The sequence below is a fragment of the Streptomyces sp. NPDC005962 genome (assembly GCF_040629205.1).
Lineage (GTDB): Bacteria > Actinomycetota > Actinomycetes > Streptomycetales > Streptomycetaceae > Streptomyces.
The window spans coordinates 1-20,690 of record NZ_JBEXVE010000015.1 but is presented as its reverse complement, the minus strand read 5'-3'; the positions used below and the strand labels follow the sequence as shown (position 1 = coordinate 20,690).

17 protein-coding genes and 1 pseudogene are annotated in these 20,690 nt (G+C 72.2%); 5 read left to right on the top strand and 13 right to left on the bottom strand.

Features of this window, described 5'->3' with window-relative positions:
• Nucleotides 1-3: 3 nt before the first annotated feature.
• Both ABZ370_RS24295 and ABZ370_RS24290 read right to left on the bottom strand, forming a co-directional pair.
• The gene (locus ABZ370_RS24295; RefSeq protein ID WP_358624564.1) at nucleotides 4-1,275 is read right to left on the bottom strand and encodes a sensor histidine kinase; all 1,272 of its coding nucleotides are present in this window, start codon (nucleotides 1,273-1,275) and stop codon (nucleotides 4-6) included.
• Between the two features lie 93 nt (nucleotides 1,276-1,368).
• Complete coding sequence (locus tag ABZ370_RS24290) at nucleotides 1,369-2,076, bottom strand: TetR/AcrR family transcriptional regulator (RefSeq protein ID WP_358624561.1); 708 nt, start codon at nucleotides 2,074-2,076, stop codon at nucleotides 1,369-1,371.
• A gap of 135 nt (nucleotides 2,077-2,211) precedes the next feature.
• Between ABZ370_RS24290 and ABZ370_RS24285 the strand changes: the two genes are divergently transcribed.
• On the top strand, nucleotides 2,212-2,658 hold the full coding sequence (locus tag ABZ370_RS24285) for a nitroreductase/quinone reductase family protein (RefSeq protein ID WP_358624559.1): 447 nt from the start codon (nucleotides 2,212-2,214) through the stop codon (nucleotides 2,656-2,658).
• Nucleotides 2,659-2,683: 25 nt separating this feature from the next.
• Here the strand turns inward: ABZ370_RS24285 and ABZ370_RS24280 are convergent, their stop codons facing one another.
• Entirely contained in the window at nucleotides 2,684-3,889 is a 1,206-nt protein-coding gene (locus tag ABZ370_RS24280) for a geranylgeranyl reductase family protein (RefSeq protein ID WP_358624557.1), read from the bottom strand.
• Nucleotides 3,890-4,037: 148 nt separating this feature from the next.
• Between ABZ370_RS24280 and ABZ370_RS24275 the strand changes: the two genes are divergently transcribed.
• Nucleotides 4,038-5,399 (top strand): dipeptidase, encoded by a 1,362-nt coding sequence (locus ABZ370_RS24275; RefSeq protein ID WP_358624555.1) that lies wholly within the window; start codon nucleotides 4,038-4,040, stop codon nucleotides 5,397-5,399.
• Between the two features lie 519 nt (nucleotides 5,400-5,918).
• On the opposite strand, the gene ABZ370_RS24270 is transcribed toward ABZ370_RS24275, so the two are convergent.
• From ABZ370_RS24270 to ABZ370_RS24255, 4 genes are all read right to left on the bottom strand, one after another.
• Nucleotides 5,919-6,953, bottom strand: a complete 1,035-nt coding sequence (locus ABZ370_RS24270) for an NUDIX domain-containing protein (protein ID WP_358624552.1) — start codon at nucleotides 6,951-6,953, stop codon at nucleotides 5,919-5,921.
• A 224-nt stretch (nucleotides 6,954-7,177) separates the two neighbouring features.
• Complete coding sequence (locus ABZ370_RS24265) at nucleotides 7,178-8,101, bottom strand: carbohydrate ABC transporter permease (protein ID WP_358624550.1); 924 nt, start codon at nucleotides 8,099-8,101, stop codon at nucleotides 7,178-7,180.
• Nucleotides 8,098-9,012 carry a sugar ABC transporter permease gene (locus tag ABZ370_RS24260; RefSeq protein WP_358624547.1) on the bottom strand — a complete coding sequence of 305 codons (915 nt, stop codon included), beginning with the start codon at nucleotides 9,010-9,012 and terminating at the stop codon, nucleotides 8,098-8,100. Before ABZ370_RS24260 ends, ABZ370_RS24265 begins: the two co-directional genes overlap by 4 nt.
• A gap of 12 nt (nucleotides 9,013-9,024) precedes the next feature.
• Nucleotides 9,025-10,308 (bottom strand): ABC transporter substrate-binding protein, encoded by a 1,284-nt coding sequence (locus tag ABZ370_RS24255; RefSeq protein WP_358624545.1) that lies wholly within the window; start codon nucleotides 10,306-10,308, stop codon nucleotides 9,025-9,027.
• A 211-nt stretch (nucleotides 10,309-10,519) separates the two neighbouring features.
• On the opposite strand from ABZ370_RS24255, the gene ABZ370_RS24250 reads away from it, so the two are divergent.
• The gene (locus tag ABZ370_RS24250) at nucleotides 10,520-12,586 is read left to right on the top strand and encodes an NPCBM/NEW2 domain-containing protein (protein WP_358624542.1); all 2,067 of its coding nucleotides are present in this window, start codon (nucleotides 10,520-10,522) and stop codon (nucleotides 12,584-12,586) included.
• A gap of 51 nt (nucleotides 12,587-12,637) precedes the next feature.
• Here ABZ370_RS24250 and ABZ370_RS24245 read toward each other — a convergent pair whose 3' ends face one another.
• Nucleotides 12,638-14,287, bottom strand: coding sequence for a serine/threonine-protein kinase (locus ABZ370_RS24245; protein ID WP_358624539.1), 1,650 nt, complete (start codon nucleotides 14,285-14,287; stop codon nucleotides 12,638-12,640).
• A 61-nt stretch (nucleotides 14,288-14,348) separates the two neighbouring features.
• Entirely contained in the window at nucleotides 14,349-15,323 is a 975-nt protein-coding gene (locus ABZ370_RS24240; RefSeq protein WP_358624536.1) for an ROK family protein, read from the bottom strand.
• A 164-nt stretch (nucleotides 15,324-15,487) separates the two neighbouring features.
• Between ABZ370_RS24240 and ABZ370_RS24235 the strand changes: the two genes are divergently transcribed.
• Nucleotides 15,488-16,531, top strand: a complete 1,044-nt coding sequence (locus tag ABZ370_RS24235) for a LacI family DNA-binding transcriptional regulator (RefSeq protein ID WP_358624882.1) — start codon at nucleotides 15,488-15,490, stop codon at nucleotides 16,529-16,531.
• An 86-nt stretch (nucleotides 16,532-16,617) separates the two neighbouring features.
• Here the strand turns inward: ABZ370_RS24235 and ABZ370_RS24230 are convergent, their stop codons facing one another.
• Entirely contained in the window at nucleotides 16,618-17,001 is a 384-nt protein-coding gene (locus ABZ370_RS24230) for an SHOCT domain-containing protein (RefSeq protein WP_358624533.1), read from the bottom strand.
• A gap of 204 nt (nucleotides 17,002-17,205) precedes the next feature.
• Between ABZ370_RS24230 and ABZ370_RS24225 the strand changes: the two genes are divergently transcribed.
• Nucleotides 17,206-17,838: a GAP family protein gene (locus ABZ370_RS24225; RefSeq protein WP_358624530.1), complete on the top strand. Its 633-nt coding sequence runs from the start codon at nucleotides 17,206-17,208 to the stop codon at nucleotides 17,836-17,838.
• Between the two features lie 10 nt (nucleotides 17,839-17,848).
• On the opposite strand, the gene ABZ370_RS24220 is transcribed toward ABZ370_RS24225, so the two are convergent.
• The 3 genes and pseudogenes from ABZ370_RS24220 to ABZ370_RS24210 form a co-directional block, all read right to left on the bottom strand.
• A complete protein-coding gene (locus ABZ370_RS24220; protein WP_358624527.1) occupies nucleotides 17,849-19,045 on the bottom strand; it encodes a hypothetical protein in 1,197 nt (398 codons plus the stop codon).
• 76 nt (nucleotides 19,046-19,121) lie between these two features.
• Nucleotides 19,122-20,399: an aldolase/citrate lyase family protein gene (locus tag ABZ370_RS24215; protein WP_358624524.1), complete on the bottom strand. Its 1,278-nt coding sequence runs from the start codon at nucleotides 20,397-20,399 to the stop codon at nucleotides 19,122-19,124.
• A gap of 178 nt (nucleotides 20,400-20,577) precedes the next feature.
• A pseudogene (locus ABZ370_RS24210) lies at nucleotides 20,578-20,690 on the bottom strand (electron transfer flavoprotein subunit alpha/FixB family protein); the annotation flags it as partial.

The following is a 20,690-nucleotide window of genomic DNA, read 5'->3' as shown; positions in this document are numbered from 1 at the left end:
GGCTCACGGTGTCTCCTCGTTCGCGGCGGGCGGGGCGGGCAGGGCGGTCGCGGCGGGCGTCACTTTGAGCGGGATGCGCGCGTGCACGCGGAAGCCGCCGTCCGGGCGCGGGCCCGCCTCCACCGTGCCGCCGAGGGCGGCGGCGCGCTCGCGCATGCCGACCAGGCCGTTGCCGCCGCCCGTCGCGCCGTCCGCCGTGTCGTCCGAGGTCGCCGGGCCGTCGTCGTCCACCCGCAGCTCCAGCTCGTCCGGGGCGTACGACAACCGGACGCGTGCGGTCCGTGAGCCGGAGTGGCGGACGATGTTGGTCAGCGCCTCCTGGACGATACGGAACGCGGCCAGATCCGTGCCCGGCGGCAGGGCGGCCCGTACGCCGTCCGTCGCCACCTCCACCGCCAGCCCCGCGCCCGCGGCCTGTTCGGTCAGCTCCGGCAGCCGGTCCAACCCGGGGGCGGGCTGGCGCGGCGCGGCGCCGGACGCGCGCAGCGTGTCCAGGACCTGGCGGACCTCGCCCAGCGCCTCCTTGCTGGCCGCCTTGATGGTGGTCAGCGCGGTGCGGGCCTGTTCGGGGTCCTGGTCGAGGAGGGCGAGGCCGACCCCCGCCTGCACGTTGATGACCGAGATGCTGTGGGCGAGGACGTCATGCAGTTCGCGGGCGATCCGCAGCCGCTCCTCATCCGCCCGGCGCTGTACGGCCGCCGCGCGCTCCGCCCGCTCGCGGGCCCACCGCTCGCGCCGTACGCGGACGAGTTCGGCCGCGGCGAGCACCGCCGCCGCCCAGGCCGCCACCGCCACCTCCTGCCCCCATCCGGCAGCCCGGTCGCCCGGGGGCGGCAGCCAGCGGTAGAGCCAGTGCGCGATCAGCAGCCACCCCGCCCACAGCCCGCCGACCGCGCACCAGGCCGCCACCCGCTGCCCGGCGGCGACGGCCGCGACGCAGGCGACGACGACGCTGAGGAAGACCGGCCCGGCCGGTCCGCCCGCGGCGAGATAGCCCAGGGCCACCGCCGAGGTACCGAGGACGGTGAGCCGGGGGTGGCGGTGGCGCAGAAGCAGCAGCGCGGGCCCAGCCAGGAGCAGCGCGTAGAGACCGGGACCAAGGTCCGTCCGGCCGGGCTGCCGGTGGGCGGCGAACCCCGTGCCCACCAGCTGGACGACGGCGACACCGAGCGAGGAGCGCCAGGGCACAGCGGCCCCCGGCGGCCCGAACGGCCCGCCGCGCCACCACCCGCCCGGCCCGTGCCCGTACCCCCGCTCCCCCGTGAATGCGTGCATACCGGTAACGCTAAACCGGCCCCCCAAGAACAGCGTCCCCCGCGCGCGGTGGCCCCCCGTACTCCCACCGGAGTAGCCCCCGGAGGCGGCCCCCTACCTCAGGCCCGCCTGCCGCCCCAGGGCGGCGGCCGTGTGCGTGAAGAACTCCTCGCGCGCCTCCACCACCCCCTGGAACTGGCCGAACAGCTCAAAGCTGATCAGCCCGAACAGCTGCGCCCACGCCGCGGCGAGCGCCGCGAACGCGGCGGCGGGCAGCTCGGTGCCGAGCGTGCCGAGGGTTTCTGCCAGCGTCGTGACGTCCGCCCGCACCCCCTCCGGAAGCGCCGCCTCCTCCGGTACTCGCAAGGCGCCCGTGGCGTGGGCGTCGCGGGCGACGGCGATGAGGGCGAGGGCGACGCGGGAGGCGGGGACGACGGTGGCCTGGGGCGCGGAGTAGCCCGGCACCGGGGAGCCGTAGATCAGCGCGTACTCATGCGGGTGGGACAGCGCCCAGCCCCGGGCTGCCCGGCAGACCGCGGTCCAGCGCGCCACCGGATCGTCGTCGCCGCGCGTCGCGGCGAGCGCGCCACCGGCGGCAGCGCCGATCGCGTCGTACGCGTCCACGATGAGCGCGGTCAGCAGCTCGTCGCGGCTCGGGTAGTAGCGGTAGAGGGCGGAGGAGACCATGCCCAGCTCGCGGGCGACGGCCCGGAGCGACAGCTTCGCCGCGCCCTGGTCGGCCAGTTGGCGACGCGCCTCCTCCTTGATGGCGGCGGTCACTTCGGCGCGGGCCCGTTCTCTGGCCCCTCGGATCGCGGTCATGCGGCCAGTCTGCCACCGCATGGGAGCGGCGACCCAATACGAGAGCACCGCTCTTGCCGTGTTGGGACATTCTGTGCACAATGCTCCTGAACGAGAGCACCGCTCTCTCCCGGTCCACGGCAGACAGAGGACGTCATGACACAGCACTACATCGAGCCCCGCCGCTTCGAGGCGCCCCTCCACCGCTCCGTGGCCTGGCTGGCGCGCCGCGGGCTCAGCCTCTTCGGCGCGGCGGAGCTGTCCGTGCCCGGCCGGGCCAGCGGGGCGTTGCGGCGCGTCCCGGTCAACCCATTGGCCCTGGAGGGCACCCGGTACCTCGTCTCGGCGCGCGGCAACGCCCAGTGGGTGCGCAACCTGCGGGCGGCCGGGGGCGGACAGCTGCGCAAGGGCCGCGGCACTCGGCCGTTCACCGCCGCCGAACTGCCCGAGGGCGAGGAGAAGGCGGCGGTGCTGCGGGCCTATCTGAAGCGGTGGGGGTGGGAGGTCGGCGCCTTCTTCGACGGCGTGACCGCCGCCTCCTCCGACACCGAACTCGCCCGGATCGCTCCCATGCACCCGGTCTTCCGCATCACCGCCGCGTGACCACCGCGGCCGCGGGAGCGCCCGGTTATCCCTTGTCCAACGCCGCCAGGGCTCGGCGTGCCGCCGGGTGGGTGCGGATGAGGTCGGCCAGTGTCGTCGTGCCGCGCGTGATCTTCGTGAACGCGCGCCACGCCGGGCGGAAGCCGGTGAGCGCGGCGTGGAACATCCCGGGACGGCGGGCGAACGCCGCGTACAACCGGCGGCCGACGCCCATCTCCACGCCGAGACCGGCCTTGATCGCGAAGGCGTAGTTGAGGGCCTGGCGCCGGGCGTCCACCGCGTCGTGCGCCTCGGCGATCCGTACCGCCCACTCCCCCGCGAGGCGGCCCGAGCGCAGCGCGAAGGAGATTCCCTCCCGGGTCCACGGCTCCAGCAGCCCGGCCGCGTCCCCGCACACCAGCACCCGGCCGCGGGAGAGCGGCGAGTCGTCGCTGCGGCAGCGGGTCAGATGGCCGGAGGAGATGCTCGGCTCGAATCCGGCGAGGCCGAGCCGGGCGATGAAGTCCTCCAGGTAGCGCTTGGTCCCGGCGCCCTCGCCGCGCGCCGAGATGACGCCGACGGTGAGCGTCTTGCCCTTGGGGAAGACCCAGCCGTAACTCCCGGGCATCGGGCCCCAGTCGATGAGCACCCGGCCCGCCCAGTCCTCCGCGACCGTGTCCGGAACCGGGATCTCCGCCTCCAGGCCGAGGTCGACCTGGTCCAGCTTCACCCCGACATGCGCGCCTATCCGGCTCGCGCTGCCGTCCGCGCCGACCACGGACCGCGCCAGCACCGTCTCGCCGTCCGAGAGGACGACCGCCACGGTGCGGCGGTCCGGCACGGACGGGCCGTGCTGCTCGACGCGGCTGACGGCCACGCCGGTACGCACCTCGGCGCCCGCGTCCTTGGCCGCCTCGACCAGACCGGCGTCGAACTCCGGCCGGTTGATGAGCCCGAACAGCACATGCTTGGAGCGGCGGGTCCGGGACAGCTTGCCGTTCATCGAAAAGGTCACCGCGTGGACGCGCTCACGCAGCGGCAGTTCGAAACCGGGCGGCAGCGCCTCGCGCGACGGGCCGATGATGCCACCGCCGCACGTCTTGTAGCGCGGCAGTTCGGCCTTCTCCAGCAGCAGCACCCGGCGGCCCGCGCACGCCGCGGCGTGGGCCGCGGAGGCACCCGCGGGCCCCGCGCCGACCACGACGACGTCCCATACCGTCTCTTTGTCCGGGGCTGCGTTGTCGCTGCTCACGTGTGCTTCCGCTCCCAATCGCCCGTCCTGATGCGCCTACCGGGCATCCTACGGCTCACCTCTGCGCGAACCTGCTGTGGGATGATCGGGCCACCGCAGCAAGCCGCACATCATCACCCAACGCCGCGCATCCCAGGAGCGTTCCCCCATGGAGCAGGACCTCGCCGCCGCCGTCGCCGCACTGCAGCCCCGCGCCCTGGCCGAGCTGGCCGAGCTGGTGGCCTTCCCGTCGGTGGCGGACCCGGCGCAGTTCCCGCGCAGCGGGTGCGAGGCCGCCGCGGAGTGGGTCGCGGCGGCGCTGCGCGCCGAGGGGTTCGGGGACGTGGCGCTGCTGGACACCCCCGACGGCACCCAGTCCGTCTACGGTTTCCTGCCCGGCCCGGCCGGAGCCCCGACGGTGCTGCTCTACGCGCACTACGACGTGCAGCCGCCGCTGGACGAGGACGCCTGGATCAGCCCGCCCTTCGAGCTGACCGAGCGGGAGGGCCGCTGGTACGGGCGCGGCGCGGCGGACTGCAAGGGCGGCGTGATCATGCACCTCACGGCGCTGCGCGCGCTCAAGGAGCACGGCGGCGTCCCGGTCAACGTCAAGGTGATCGTGGAGGGTTCGGAGGAGCAGGGCACGGGCGGTCTGGAGCGGTACGCCGAGGCGCATCCGGAACTGCTGGCCGCCGACGCGATCGTGATCGGCGACGCGGGCAACTTCCGGGTGGGCCTGCCGACCGTCACCGCGACGCTGCGCGGGATGACGCTGCTGCGCGTCTCGGTGGACACCCTCGAAGGCAATCTGCACTCCGGCCAGTTCGGCGGCGCCGCCCCGGACGCGCTCGCCGCGTTGATCCGGATGCTGGACTCGCTGCGCGCGGAGGACGGCTCGACCACGGTCGACGGCCTCGACCCGGAGACGGCCTGGGACGGCCTCCAGTACCCGGAGGAGGACTTCCGGAAGGACGCCGGGGTGCTGGACGGAGTCGGACTGACCGGCTCGGGCACGGTCGCGGACCGCATCTGGGCCCGCCCCTCGGTCACGGTGCTGGGCATCGACTGCCCGCCGGTCATCGGCGCCACCGCCTCCGTCCAGGCGAGCGCGCGGGCGCTGGTCAGCCTGCGGGTGCCGCCGGGCGTGGACGCGGCCGAGGGAAACCGGCTGCTGTCCGCCCATCTGGAGGCGGCGGCGCCGTGGGGCGCCCGGGTCGCGGTGGAGCAGGTCGGCCAGGGCCAGGCGTTCCGCGCGGACACCGGGAGCCCGGCGTACGAGGCGATGCGCGAGGCCATGCGGGTGGCGTACGACGGCCAGAAGATGGCCACCGCGGGCCAGGGCGGCTCGATCCCGCTGTGCAACACGCTCGCCTCGCTGTACCCGGAGGCGGAGATCCTGCTGATCGGCCTGAGCGAGCCGGAGGCGCAGATCCACGCGGTCAACGAGAGCGTCTCGCCGGAGGAGCTGGAGAAGCTCGCGCTCACCGAGGCGCTGTTCCTGGGCGGGTACGCGAACAGCAAGAAGGGCTGAACCCGAGCCCCGCCGCCGGGCGCGGGCGGGGCCACCGCGTACCGCGACTCGTACATCGCGGCGGCCTGGCCCGCCGCCAGGCGCGCGAGGCCACCACACACGGGCGCCCCGCAGACGCGGGCGGCCCCCAGACGCCGTGACGGCCGACGCGGATTCGCAGCCGGAGACGGCGGAGGCGCCCCCGGAAGGGCCAGTCCGACGCACAGCCACCGGCGGCCAAGCCCGCCTCACACCCGCCGCCCGAGCCCCGCTCCGGATCACAGCCGGAGCCGCACCACTCACCGGGCGCCGGGCGCCGGGCGCCGCCCGATGATCCGCTCGCGTCGGAAGCCGGGCCGGGGCTGCGGCCGGTGCCGGGGCCAGGGCTAGGGCCGGGGCCGCCTGCGGGACATCGGAATCGCCCTCCGGTGGCTATGCGCCGCCGGGGCGTATCGGCGCCGCCGGGGCGTATCGGCGCCGCCGTGCAGTGCGGTACGCGCCGTACGGCGGCGGGGCGGCGGGGCGGCGGGGCGACTCCGGTCAGCCCACCGGGACCCCCGCCTCCAGGTACAGCGGGCGGCCCTGTTCGCGGGCGCGCAGCGCCCAGCGGAGGCGGTTGAACCGGACCGGGGGCAGCAGGTCGGCGGCCTCGGTCTCGGTGACGAAGCGCCAGCCGCGCAGTTCCCCGCCGGGCAGCAGCACCTTCCGGGCGTCCTCGGCGGCGAGGCGGCCGCCGTCGAACAGCAGCCGCAGACCCCCGTAGCCGGGCGGCTGGGGGCGCTCCCAGTCGGCGACCAGCAGCCGCAGCGGCTCGTCCAGCCGTACGCCCAGCTCCTCGGCCACCTCGCGGCGCCCGGCGCACATCGGCGGCTCGCCGCGCTCGACGACGCCGCCGGGGAACTCCCAGCCGGGCTTGTAGGTGGGGTCGACGAGCAGCACCCGGTCGGCCTCGTCGAAGAGCAGGACCCCGGCCGCCAGGGTTTCGGCGGTCGGCTCGGGCGTCTGCACGATGTCGCAGTTCCCGGCGCCCTCGCGGACGGCGTCGGCGATGTGCTCGGCGGTCTGGCGCGGGGTGAGCCCGGTGGTGTCGACCACATGGGCGTCGCTGGTCAGCCAGTTCAGGGCCGCGCGGTAGGGCGCGAGGTGGTCCAGGCACCAGCGGCGCACGGACTCGCTGGCGTCCGCGTCGCCCGGTATCTCCTCGCGCTCGGCTATACGCCTGCGAAGGATCGTTTCATCGGTGTGCAGCAGGACATGCCGCACAGGAATCCGCCGGGCGGCGAAGCCGCCGAAGATCTCATCCCGGTACTCCTGTCTGAGGACCGTCATCGGGACCACGAGCGGGCCGCCGACCTCCGCGATGAGCGCCGCCCCGGTGTCCACGACCAGCCGCCGCCACGACGGCAGGTCCTGGTAGTCCGAGACCTGTTCCAGACGCTTGCGCGGCAGCATCATGCGCAGACCGTTGCCGACCAGTTCCGGGTCGTAGAACGTGCTGCCGGGCATGAAGTCCACCAACTCGCGGGCCGCGGTGGTCTTCCCCGCGCCGAACGCACCGTTCAGCCAGACGATCACATTTCCCCCTAATCCATCGCCTCCTGACAGTTGCCCGCATCACCCTGCCACGGAAACGCCCGAATACGACTGAGCTACGGATCACGCCGTCCTGGCCCCGTCGCGAGGGGTGCCGCGAGGGGTGCCGCGGGGGTCTGATTCCGCGGAACCCCACGCGCCACAAGAGACACCGTGACCCCTTTCGTCACAGCGGCCCCTCCCCCGTCAGCCCTCATCAGGCCCCATCAGCCCTTGTTGGCGCCGAGCGTCAGCCCGGCGATGAAGTGGCGCTGCAGCAGCAGGAAGACGAGCACGGTGGGCAGCGCCACCAGCACCGAGCCCGCCGCCAGCAGGTTGTAATCGGTGAAGAACTGCCCGCGCAGATTGTTGAGCGCGGAGGTGACGGGAAGCTTGTCGCCGTCGGAGATGAAGACGAGCGCCCACAGGAAGTCGTTGTACATCCAGGTGAATTGCAGCGTGCCGAGCGCGGCGAGGGCCGGACGGCACAGCGGCAGGGTGACGCGCCAGTACCGCGTCCACACCCCGGCGCCGTCCACCACCGCCGCCTCGATGATCTCGATCGGCAGGGTGCGCATGAAATTGGCGAGAACGAAGACACAGAAGCCGACCTGAAAGGCGACCTGGACGGCGATCACGGCCCAGTAGGAGTCGTACATCGTCATCGAGTCCGACATCCAGTAGGGCAGCTCGATCTTGGTGAAGAGGACATACAGCGGGGTGACGATGACCTGCTGCGGCAGCAGGTTCCCCGCCGTGAACACCATCAGCAGAACGAGCCCGCCGCGCATTTTCAGCCGGGTGACGGAGAAGGCCACGAAGGACGCGAGGAACAGCGTCAGCAGCACTCCGGGCACCGCGATGAGGATCGAGTTGAGGAAGTACTTGCCCATCCCGGAGTCGGTGAACGCCTGCCGGTAGTAGTCGAACGACAGATGGCGCGGAAACGAGAAATAGCCGTATTTCGCGGTCTCCTCGTACGGCCGCAGCGAGGCGTAGACGGCGAGCAGCAGCGGGGCGAGGAAGGCCAGCGAGACGGTCATCAGGAAGGCGTGCAGACCGAGCCGCCCGGGGCGGACCCGGCGCCGCCGCCCCGGTCCGCTCACCGGGCCCGCGGCCGGTGCGGGGGCCGGACGGATGTCGGTGATCATCCCTTCTTCTCCCCTCGCAGCTCCTGGACCAGATAGGTCACGATGAATCCCAGGGACACGGTGAGCAGGACGACGGCGATGGCGGAGCCGAATCCGATTCGGCTGGCCTCACCGAGGATGTTGTCGGTGACCAGCACGGAGAGCAGTTCCAGGCCATTGCGGCCGTGGTTGATGGCGTAGACGATGTCGAACGCGCGCAGCGCCTCGATGACCGTGATGACGCCGACGATCACATTGACCGGCCGCAGCGTGGGCAGGACGACCCGGAAGAAACTCTGTGTCTCGCTCGCACCGTCGATCGCGGCGGCCTCCTTGAGCGACGGATCGACGGATTTGAGCCCCGCCAGATAGAGGATCATCACGTACCCGGTGTGCCGCCAGGCGGCCGCGAGCAGCACCATCCAGATATTGAGGTCGGGATCGCCGATCCAGTCCACCGGATGGCTCTTGTCGCCGAGAATCGCGTTCAGCGCGCCCTGGTCACGGGAGAAGATCAGCTGTGCGATGAAGCCGACGATGGCGAGCGAAAGCACCACCGGCATATAGAGCGTCGACTGATAGAAGCGGCTGAACCGCACGCCCTTGTCGAGAAGGACGGCCAGCAGCAGCCCGAAAGGCGTGGCGACGCAGCCGAGGAAGGCCACCCACAGCAGATTGTTGCGTACGGCGGGCCAGAACGGCGGATACTCGGTGAACAGGTTCCGGTAGTTGTCGAAGCCGACCCAGTGCAGGTCGCCGATCCCGTCCCAGCTGGTGAAGGACAGACCGATGGAGGCGAGGGTCGGGCCCCAGACCAGGGCCAGGTCGAGCAGGACGGGTATGCCCAGCAGCACGCCGATGACGGCGAGGTCGCGGGAGGTGAACCTCCGCGGTCCCCGCCGTTTGGCACGCCGCGCGGTGGTGAACGGCACGGCGCGGTTCTCCTAGCTGTCGGCGAATATGGTCTTCTTCTGGGACTCGATGTCCTTGGTCAGGGTGTCGATGTCGTCCGGCTTGTTGATGAATTGCTGGATCGCCCGGATCATCACCTGCGACGCGAAGTCGGGGCGGGTGTCGCGGTCCATGAACTGCGATATCTGCTTGGCGCCGGAGACGAGTTCGACGGCCTTCTTCTGCAGCGCGTTGTAGGACGAGGCGGACGCCTTGTCGTTGCACGCGATGTTGTTGGGGTCCCGCTTGAGGTAGATCTCCTCGGCGCCAGGGGTGGCGAGGTACTTCAGCAGTTCCTTGCCCTCCTTCTGCCGCTTGGATTTCTTCGCCAGCAGGAATCCGTCGATCGGCGCCTCGACCGCGTCTTGGCCGTAGGCTGAGTCGATTTCGGGGAAGGGGAAGAAGTCCAGGTCCTCGCGGTCGGCGGCGGCGAACTGCTGCCCGGGGTGGGGCAGTCCGAAGACCGCCATACCGGACTTCTTCTGCGCCAGGCTCTGCGCCGCCTCCTGCCAGGTGCGCCCGTTGGCGCCCTGCTGGTGGTACGGCATGAGGCCGCGCCAGAGGTCGAAGACGTGCTTGACCCGGGGATCGGTCCAGGACTCCTTGCCGCCCATCAGCGAGACGTGGAAGTCGTAGCCGTTGGCCCGCATATTGAGATAGTCGAAGGTCCCCATGGCGGGCCAGCCATCCTTGTCGCCGAAGGCGATGGCGTCGAGGCCGTCCTTGTCCATCCGCTTGGCGAGCGCCCGGAACGCGTCGAACGTCTTGGGGATCTCGTAGCCGTGCTGCTCGAAGACGCTCTTCCGGTAGAAGACCGCCCACGGGTAGTAGTAGTACGGCACGAAGTACTGCTTGCCGTCCTTGCCGGTGGACTGCTTCTTGAGCGCGTCGGAGAAACCGCTGAAGCCCTTCCAGAGGTCGCCGATCTCGGCGAGCTGCCCCTGCTCGGCGAAGAACTGCATGCGGTAGCCCGCGAACCACATGAAGACGTCGTCCGGGGTGCCCTTCAGATAGCGGTTGATGCCCTCCTGGAAGGCCTCATGGTTGACGGTGTTGACCTTGACCTTCTTGTCCGACTTCTTCTCGTACGCCGCGAACACCTCGGCGAACGCCTTGCGGGGCACGGCATCCGAGGCGTTGGAGCCCATCTTGACCTCGTTGCCCGGACCGCCGCAGGCGGTGAGGACCGCCGGGAGGGTGACGGCCCCGGCTCCGATCGCGGTACCCCGGAGCAACGTCCGGCGGGAGATCCGATGTCCTGACGATGACTGTGCCATGGGCCCTCCACAGAGGATCAATCAAACACAACCGAACGCGAGTGGCTGGATCACATCGGGCAAGAGGCCACGTAGTCAAGGGTTTTGACGAGATATCGAACAACTGTTACCGCATCTCTTCCAACAGACTCCAACACGGCCTACCGTAAACGCTCGCATATGACGCGCCCACGACACTGCGTCACCCCGTTGAGAACGGAGGACCCCCACCATGCGCCACCGCTCTTTACGCACCGCGAGACAGAGAATCATCGGAGGACTGGCCGCCGCGCTGCTCGGCACGGCCGGTCTCACCCTCCCCACCGCGGCCCAGCCTGCCGCGGCCCAGCCCACTCGCTCCGGGGAGACCGCCCCGGCCGGTGGAACCGCCGCGCCCGGGGACGGGCTCGCGCTCACCCCGCCGATGGGCTTCAACAACTGGAACTCCACCCACTGCCGGGCCGACTTCAACGAGGCGATGGTCAAGGGCATCGCCGACATCTTCGTGAGCAAGGGGCTCAAGGACGCCGGATACACCTACGTCAACCTCGACGACTGCTGGGCGCTCCCGCAGCGCGACGCGGACGGCAAGCTGGTCCCGGACCCGGTGCGCTTCCCGAAGGGCATCAAGGCCGTCGCCGACTACGTCCACTCCAAGGGCCTCAAGATCGGCATCTACACCAGCGCGGGCACCAAGACCTGCAACACCGCGGGCTTCCCCGGCGCGCTGGGCCATGAAAGGTCGGACGCCCAGCAGTTCGCCGACTGGGGAGTCGACTACCTCAAGTACGACAACTGCAATAACCAAGGCGTAGACGCCAAGCAGCGCTACCGCACCATGCGGGACGCGCTGAAGGCCGCGTCCGAGACCACCGGGCATCCGATCGTCTACAGCCTGTGCGAATGGGGGCAGAACAAGCCGTGGGAATGGGCGGCGGATGTCGGCCAACTCTGGCGCACCACCGGCGACATCAGTGACACCTGGGGCAGCATGCTGTCGATCGCCAAGAAGAACCTGCCGCTCGCCCCGTACGCCGGGCCCGGCCACTGGAACGACCCCGACATGCTGGAGGTCGGCAACGGCGGCATGACGGACACCGAGTACCGCAGCCACTTCTCGCTGTGGTCGATCATGGCCGCGCCGCTGCTGATCGGCACCGATCTGCGCAAGGCCGACGCCAGGGCGTTCGAGATCCTCGGCAACCGCGACGTCATCGCCGTCGACCAGGACCCGCTGGGCAAGCAGGGCACCGTGCTGTCCTCCGAGGGCGGACGCTGGGTGATCTCCAAGGAGATGGCGGACGGCGGCCGCGCCGTCGCCCTCTTCAACGAGACCGACCGGCCGCAGCGCATCACCACCACCGCCGCCCGTCTCGGCCTGCCGCAGGCGGACGGATACCGGCTGCGCGATCTGTGGCAGCACCAGGACCAGAACACCGCGGGCTCCGTGGCGGCCACCGTCCCGGCCCATGGCACGGTGCTCTACCGGGTCTCCGCCGACCGGCGCTGGGCCTCCTACCCGCCCGCCGCCGAACTCGGCGTCGACGCCGCCCCGTTCACCGAGGCCGGAGCCACCGCACCGGTCGAGACGGCGCTGCGCAACTTCGGCGGCACCGCGGCCCACCAGGCCAGTGTCCGGCTCACCGGCCCCGACGGCTGGCGCATCAAGACCACCTGGCCGACCCGGGCTGCCACCCTGCCCACCGGCAGCAGGCTCACCACCCGCTGGCAGGTCACCGCCCCGAAGGACGTCAAGCCCGGGGCGTACGACCTGAACGTGCGCGCCGACTATCGCTCGGCGCGCGGCGACAAGGTCGGCACCGAGCTGCCCGTGAAGGTCAATGTGGTGGTCGCGCCGCCCGCCGGGGCCCATTACGCGAGCGATCTGCCGTGGCTGAGCGCGCTCAACGGCTGGGGACCGGTCGAGAAGGACACCAGCGTCGGCGAGAACGCCGCGGGCGACGGCCATCCGATCACCCTCGACGGCACCGCTTACCCGAAGGGTCTGGGCGTGCACGCGCCCAGTGAGGTCCTGTACTACACCGGCGGCCACTGCACCGACTTCACGGCGAAGGTCGGCGTGGACGACGAGGAGGGCACCGCCGGAACGGTCGCCTTCGAGGTGTGGGCGGACGGCACCAAGGTGGCCTCGACGGGGACGCTGACCAATGCCGACCCGGCCAAGGCCGTCACCGCCGCCATCGACGGCGCGAGCACGGTCCGGCTCGTCGTCACCGACGGCGGGGACGAGGTCACCAGCGACCACGGAGACTGGGCGGACGCGGCGTTCAGCTGCTGACGCCGGGCCACCATGGCGACCGGCCCGCTCCCCCTCGCCGCCGTCTCTGCCTCAGCAGACCGGCAGCCCGGGGAGGGGCTGGTCGTTGTCGCCGCCCCGGACGTACACATCGCTGACGTAGACGTCCTTGTTGCCGTTGTCGTCGTCCGTCTTCGCCCACCAGACGTTCGTCCACTTGCCGTACCGCTCCGGGCGGTTCAGATTCTCCTGGCAGTAGAAGTAGTTGACGCCCTGCTTGAGCGCGCCGACCGGTTCGCCGCCGTGGGTGTACGACGTGGCGTCGCGCCACACCACGCAGTTGTACTTGCCGCCGCCGAGGTCGCTGCAGGCCGGGGCGTCGCCGGGGGCGGTGGTCGGGGAGACGGCGCCGGGGGCCGCGCCACCGCGGTCCTTCCCGGTGTCGCCCTTGCCGTCGTCCTTGCCACCGTCCTTGTCCTTGCCGCCCGGCGGGCGCGAGGCCGGTGGTGACGCCGCCCCGCTCGCCCGCGGGCTGCTCGTGTCCGCCCCGCCCGACGCCTCACGGGCCGTTCCGCCGGACACCGGCGTTCCGGATGCCGTCGGGCCCGGCGACCCGCCCGACCGGCCCGACTGGCCCGTCGTCGTATGGTCGTCGCCCTCCCCGCCCAGCAGCGCGTAGGTCACCCCGCCCCCGACGAGCACCACACCGGCGACCGCCGCCGCCACCAGCGCCCGCGTCCGGCCGCGCCCCGGTCCCGGCGCGCCGCCGTCCCCGCCTCCGGCGCCCACCGGCGGCCGCACGGCCGCGATGTCCGGTGCGGTCGGGGTCCGCGTCACACGCACAGCCTGCGGAATCGGCGGCGGAGACGGCCGGGGCGACGGCGCGGCCCCGGCGGCGATGTCCTCCAGCAGCTCCCGCGCCTCGGCCGCCGTCGGACGCCCCTCCGGGTCCTTGTCCATCAGCCCGCGCAGGACGGGCGCCAGCGGACCGGCGAGCCGGGGCTCCGGCAGCGGCTCGGTGACGATCGCGGTCAGCGTCGACCACACGGAGGTGCGGCGGAACGGCGACGAACCCTCCACCGCCGCGTACAGCGTCATGCCCAGCGCCCATACGTCCGAGGCCGGGCCCGGCTCCTGGCCCTGGGCGCGCTCGGGCGCCAGATAGTCCAGCGAGCCGATCAGCTCGCCGCTGCGGGTCAGCTTGGTGGACGCGCCGTCGTCGGGCGCCTCCATGCTGGCGATGCCGAAGTCGGTGAGCACCACCCGACCGCCGCGGTCGATCAGCACGTTGCCCGGCTTCACATCGCGGTGCAGCACCCCGGCGTCATGGCCCGCGGCGAGCGCGTCGGCCACCTTCGCGCCGATCCGCGCGGCCTCCAGGGGCTCGACGACGCCGCGCTCGTCGATCAGGTCGTCCAGTGACGGGCCGTCGATCAGCTCCATGACGATGACCGGCAGCCCGCCCTCGTCGGCCACATCGTGCACGGTGATCACACCCGAATGGCGGATACGGGCCGCGGCGCGCGCCTCGCGCTGCATCCGGGTGCGCAGATCGGCCAGCTCCGCGCCGGACGCGTCGGTGTAGGCGCGCAGCACCTTGACCGCGACCTCCCGGCCCAGCACCTCGTCCACCGCTCTGCAGACCACGCCCATGCCGCCGCGGCCGATCTGCCCCGTCACCCGGTAGCGACCGCCCAGCAGTCTGCCGGTCAGATCACCGCCCATGTCCCCCGGTGCCACCATCGGTCCCCTCGCATCGCAAGCAGTGAGCGAACAGCTTAGGGGCAGCCGGTGACAGCGCGGCTTAAATCGGGCTGCCAGGCGCGCCCGCCGGGGCGAAACCCTCCAGCCGCTGTTCCTGGGCCGCCGCGGCGGCCGCGCCGACCAGCCCCGCGTCGGTGCCCATCTGCGCCGGTACGACCTCCAGCCCCCGCACGAAACTCAGGGTCGCGTAGTCGCGCAGGGCGCGCCGCAGGGGCGCGAAAAGCACATCACCGGCGCCCGCCACCCCGCCGCCGACCACCGCCACCTCGACCTCGACGAGCGCGGCGGTCGCGGCGATCCCGGCGGCCAGGGCCTGCGCCGCGCGGTCGAACGAGGCCTGCGCGACCGGGTCACCCGCGCGCGCGGCGACGGCGACGGCCTCGGCGCTGGTGTCGCCGTCCGGGCCCGGCCGCCAGCCGCCGGACAGCGCCCGGCGGGCGATGTTGGGACCGCTGGCGATGCGCTCGACGCAGCCGCGCCCGCCGCACGGGCACAGATCCCCGTCGAGGTCGACGCTGATGTGACCGATATGCCCGGCGTTGCCCGTGGGGCCGGGGTGGAGCCGCCCGTTCAGCACCAGCCCGCCGCCGACCCCGGTGGACACCACCATGCACAGCGCGCTCGCGCGCCCGCGCGCCGCGCCCTGCCAGTGCTCGGCGGCGGTCATCGCCGGTCCGTCGCCGACCAGGGTGACCGGCAGGTCGCCGGTGATCTCCCGGACCCCGGCGACCAGCAGGAAGTCACGCCAGCCGGGAATGTTGACGGGGTTGACGGTGCCCACCGAGGCGTCCACGGGGCCCGCGCTGCCGATCCCTACGGCGGCCACCCGGGACCAGTGCGCGGTGGCGCCGAGTTCGCCGAGCACCGCGGAGACCTCCCGCATCACCGTCGGCCCGTCGGCCTGCGCGGGGGTCGCGCGCCGGGCCCGTACGACCAGCTTGCCGCCGCCGTCCACCAGGGCGCCCGCGATCTTGGTGCCGCCGATGTCGAGCGCGGCGATGAGGTCACGTGCCATGGCTGTCGACTCTCCTGGTGGGCGTGGGTGTCACAGTTACGCGGCCACAGTCTTCCCTGCCGCTGACAACGTTGTCCAGAGGCTATGCTCGACACCCCTTTCCGCCCTTCCGCCACGACGATCAGCGACGGGACCAGCACACCGTGACCGACACCGCCCGGGACATGGCCGGCCGCACCACACCCCACCGCTACGGGTCCCGGCCCACGATGAAGGACGTCGCCGCCCGGGCCGGAGTCGGCCTCAAAACGGTCTCGCGCGTCGTCAACGGCGAGCCGGGCGTCACCTCCGACACCGAGCACCGCGTCCAGGAGGCGATCACCGCCCTCGGCTTCCGCCGCAACGACAGCGCCCGCATCCTCCGCAAGGGGCGCACCGCGAGCGTCGGCCTCGTCCTGGAAGACCTCGCCGACCCGTTCTACGGCCCGCTCAGCCGCGCCGTCGAAGAGGTCGCCCGGGACCATGGAGCGCTGCTGATCAACGGTTCCAGCGCCGAGGACCCGGTCCGCGAGCAGGAGTTGGTGCTCGCCCTGTGCGCGCGCCGGGTGGACGGCCTCGTCGTCATCCCGGCGGGCGAGGACCACCGCTATCTGGCCCCCGAGATAGCGGCCGGTGTCGCCACCGTCTTCGTCGACCGCCCGGCGGGCCGCCTCGACGCCGACGCGGTGCTCTCCGACAGCTTCGGCGGCGCGCGGGACGCGGTCGCCCATCTGATCTCCCATGGCCACCGCCGGATCGGCTTCCTCGGCGACCAGCCGGGCATCCACACCGCCGCCGAGCGGCTGCGCGGCTACCACGCCGCGATGGACGCGGCCGGGCTGCCGGTGCACGACGGCTGGCTCTCTCTGGGTCCCACCGACCCGGAGCGGGTACGCGGCGCGGCCGCCGCCATGCTGGACGCCGCCGAGCCGGTCACCGCGCTGTTCGCGGGCAACAACCGGGTGACGGTGACGGTGGTGCGGGTCCTCGCCGAGCGCCCCCGCCCCGCCGCTCCCGTCGCCCTGGTCGGCTTCGACGACTTCGAGCTGGCCGATCTGCTCTCCCCCGGCATCAGCGTGGTCGCCCAGGACGCGGCCCAGCTCGGCCGCACCGCCGCGGATCTGCTCTTCCGCCGCCTCGACGGCGCGAGCGGCGAACCGCGGCGGGTCGTGCTGCCGACCCGCCTGATCGCCCGCGGCTCCGGCGAACTGCCTCCGTCCCTGTCTTGAACGACGTCCTGAACGATGCCCTGAGCGACGTTTGGACGATGCCCTGAGCGACGTTCTGGACGCTGGAGACGGCTTTCGTCATGCGTTCATGCGGCGAGCACCTTGGCCTTGGCGCGTTCGTACTCCTCGGCCGTGATGTCACCGTGGTTCTTCAGCTCCACGAGCCGCGACAGCTCCTCGGCGTGGCTCGTTCCCGCGGTGCCCCGGACGAACTCCCGGAGTTCCTCTTCCGCCTGCTCGGCCCGCTTCATCTCGCGTCCGCCCATCCCGCGGCCGCGTGCCATCAGGTACACGAAGACGCCGAGGAAGGGCAGGACGACGACGAAGACGCACCAGCCCGCCTTGGCCCAGCCGCTGAGCGAGTCATCGCGGCAGATGTCCCCGATCACCCGGAAGAGCAGCATCAGCCAGAGGACCCACAGAAAGATCCACATCGTGGTCCAGAACACATTGAGCAGTGGGTAGTTCATGGTCTGCCTCCCGTCGGACATGACCGGCGGGACCGACGCCACCACCGGAGCCGACGCTTCCAGCCTACGGCGGCGGCCGGTACGCGGCCCCGGTCGGCGCAGCACCGGGTGCGCCGCGGGCCCGGCCGCGTACCAATGGAGACAGGATCGGAGACAGGACGGCGCAGGGCGGAGGCAGGACGGACGGGGGCCGGAAGGGCAGCCATGGACCTCCAGATTCTTCCGCTGGCCGTCACCATGATGGCGGGGCCGCAGATCGTGGCCGCCGTGATCCTGGTGACCACCGCGCGGCCGGTGCGGGTGTCCTCGGCGTTCCTGCTCGGGGTGGCGGTCGCGACGACGGTGGGTGTCGCCATCACCCGGGGGATCTTCGCGCTGCTGGGCAACGCGGTCGCGCCGGGCCACCCCTCTGACCGGGGGTCGGTCGCGACCATCGTGCAGCTGGTGCTGGTGGGGCTGCTGGTGCTGGTGGCGGTGAAGAATTTCGTACGCCGGGAGTCGGTCGAGCCGCCGAAGTGGCTGGGCTCGCTGATGGAGGCGGGCCCGTTGCGGGCCCTGTCGACCGGGCTGCTGGTCATCCTGCTGATGCCGTCGGACATCGTGGTGCTGCTGACGGTGGGGGCGTCTCTGGAGCAGCACCGGGCGGCTCTGGCGGAGGCGCTGCCGTTCATCGGCGCGACCGTGCTGATCGCGGCGCTGCCGCTGCTGGTCTACCTCGTCTTCCGTACCCGGGCGCAGCGCGCGATGCCCCGGCTGCGGGAGTGGCTGAACACCCACAGCTGGGTGGTCAACATCGCCGCCTGCCTGCTCTTCATCGTGCTCATCCTCACCCCCTGAAACTCACTCCCTAAAGCCGGTCCCGGCCCGTCGCCGCCAGCACCGTGATCACCGCGAGGACGGCCAGCAGGACCAGCACCAGGAACAGCACGGTCAGCACGGTGGGGTCGTTCCACAGCGCGAAGAGGGCGGCCGGGGCGAGCAGCGCCGCGACGGTCAGCTCGCGGCGGTGGTCCGCGGTCCAGACCCCGGCCCGTCCGGTACACATCCCACGGGCCGCGCCCCAGTGCGCGGCGGAGTCGGCGGCGCGCTCGGCCGACGCCCGTACGGCGCACGGCAGCCGTCCTGGCCCAGCCAGATACGCGCCCGCCGCCACGACGGCGCTGAGCACCAGCACGGTCAGCACGGTGACCCGCAGGAAGCGCACCACGGTGTCGAAGAGGGCCGAGGCGGCGGCCCGGGACAGCACGCCCGGCGGCACATGGTCGAGGCAGTACCGGCGGGCCACGGTGAGGGCGAGGGCCAGCGCCAGCGAGGCGACGGCGGCGCCGAGGGCGGCGCAGACGAGCGCGCGGCGGCGGCTCCGGGCGAGCAGGACGCCGGTGGCGCCGAGCGCGACGGTCAGGGTGGGCAGCCAGTTGCCGACCAGATCGAGCAGGTGTACCGCCCGTTTGACGCGGTCGAGTTGATGGGAGTGGAAGAGGATCGTCCGCTGGTGGATGTCGGGGATGTCGCTCGCCGAGGGGAATCCGGCGTCAACGAGCTGGAGTTTGACCTTCTCCACGGCCGCGCCGACGTTCAGGGTGACGGTGTCGCCGCGTACCGCGACCGGGCCCCGGCCCTCGCCGGTGAGGGCGTGCACGACGGCCGTATGGGCGGCCCGGTTGGCGCCGGTCCATACGGCCGCGAACTCCTCGGTGTGCACGATGTGGGTCGCGACCTTGCGTACGGCCTGGTCCAGGGCCGCGTCGAGCTGGGGGGCCAGGCCCTCGACGGTGTCGGCGGCCCGGGACGGCAGGCCCTGGTCGCGCAGCCAGTCGGCGATCTCGGAGGTGACCTTCCGACTGTTGTGCCGGAGGTCGACGGCGTCGCCGACATGGTCCACGGCCGACTCCTGGATCGCCGGATCGGTCGCCAGCGGGGCGACCGTCGCCACGTAGCGATCGGTGTCCAGGACGATGCCGTGGACCCATACGGTCAGCACGGACACCGGTACGAGCAGGCAGCCGAGCACGATCAGCAGGGCTGACACGGCACGTCTGACCATGCCACCATCTCCCGCCCTCCCCGGCGGGCCCGCATCCCGGGTGACACGGAGGGGTGAGCGGATATGGCCATGCGGATCAGCGCCGGGCGCGTCCGGCGAGGGTGTCGAGTTCGGCGCGGTCCAGCCCGGTCAGCTGCTCCACCTCGGCGGCGTCGACCGCGCCGCAGTCCAGACCGCGCAGCAGATGGCCGCTGAGCGCCTTGGCGGTGGCGGGCTCGTCCATGACGTCCCCGCCCGTACGGTTCACATAGGCCGCGAGCCGCGCCGAGGCCGTCTCCAGGCCCTCGCGGTAGAAGGCGTAGACGGCGGCGTAGCGGGTGGGCAGATGGCCGGGGTGCATGTCCCAGCCCTGGTAGTACGCGCGGGCCAGGGACCGCCGGACGAGGCCGTGGTGGAGCCGCCAGGCGTCGTGGACGCGCTCGGTGGGGCCTACGGGAAGCACATTGGTCGAGCCGTCGGAGAGCCGTACGCCGGTGCCCGCGGCGGCGACCTGCATGACGGCCTTGGCGTGGTCGGCGACGGGGTGGTCCATGGACTGATGGGCGGCGCTGACGCCGCAGGAGGCGCTGTAGTCGAACGTGCCGTAGTGCAGCCCGGTGGCGCGCCCCTCGGCCGCGTCGATCATGCGGGCGACGGTGGCGCGGCCGTCGGAGCCCAGGATGGCCTGGGTGGTCTCGATCTGGATCTCGAAGCCGAGCCGCCCCGCGGGGAGCCCGCGGGCCTTCTCGAACTCCTCGCACAACCGGACCATGGCGCTGACCTGTTCGGCGTACGTCACCTTGGGGAGGGTGAGCACGAGCCCGTCCGGCAGACCGCCGGAGTCCATCAGTCCGGTGAGGAAGACGTCGAGGGTGCGGATGCCGCGGTCACGGACGGCGGCCTCCATGCACTTCATACGGATGCCCACGTAGGGCGGTGCGGTGCCCGCCGCGTGGGCGGCGGCGACCACGGTGGCGGCATGCGCGGCCGCGGCGTCCTCCTCGGCGTCGGGGCGCGGCCCGTAGCCGTCCTCGAAGTCGATGCGCAGGTCCTCGACCGGCTCGCGCTCCAGCTTGGCGCGCACCCGCCGGTACACCGGCTCGGCCAGCTCGTCGGGGAGGCCGAGGACGGCGGCGAGGGCGCCCGCGCCGGGCGCGTGCTCGTCGAGGGCGGCGAGCGCCCGGTCGCCCCAGTCGCGCACGGTGCCGCCGGTGAAGGCGTCGGCGGGGACGTAGACGGTGTGCACGGGCTGGCGGGTGCCGGAGTCGCCCGGGTAGCGGCGGGCGAGGTCGGCGTCGACGGGAGCCAGGGTCGCCGCGATCCCTTCGTGTACGCCGCGCGACAGGCTCGTCCCCGCCGTCTCGTGCTGAGTCATGCCCGCACCTCCGCCTTTCACCTTCACCCGAACCGACCTGAAGTTTCCGCCTTGCGGAAACGAATATCCGTAGAGTGAAGTTATACGGGGTCCGTGTGGAGGTCAACACCCCATTGACGCACGTGGGGCCCCGTACGCGCAGTGCGTACGGGGCCTCACGGGAACACCGGCCGGGCGGTCAGCCCTTGCGGGCCTTGACCTCCTCGGTGAGCTGCGGGACGACCTCGAAGAGGTCGCCGACCACGCCGTAGTCGACCAGGTCGAAGATCGGGGCCTCGGCGTCCTTGTTGA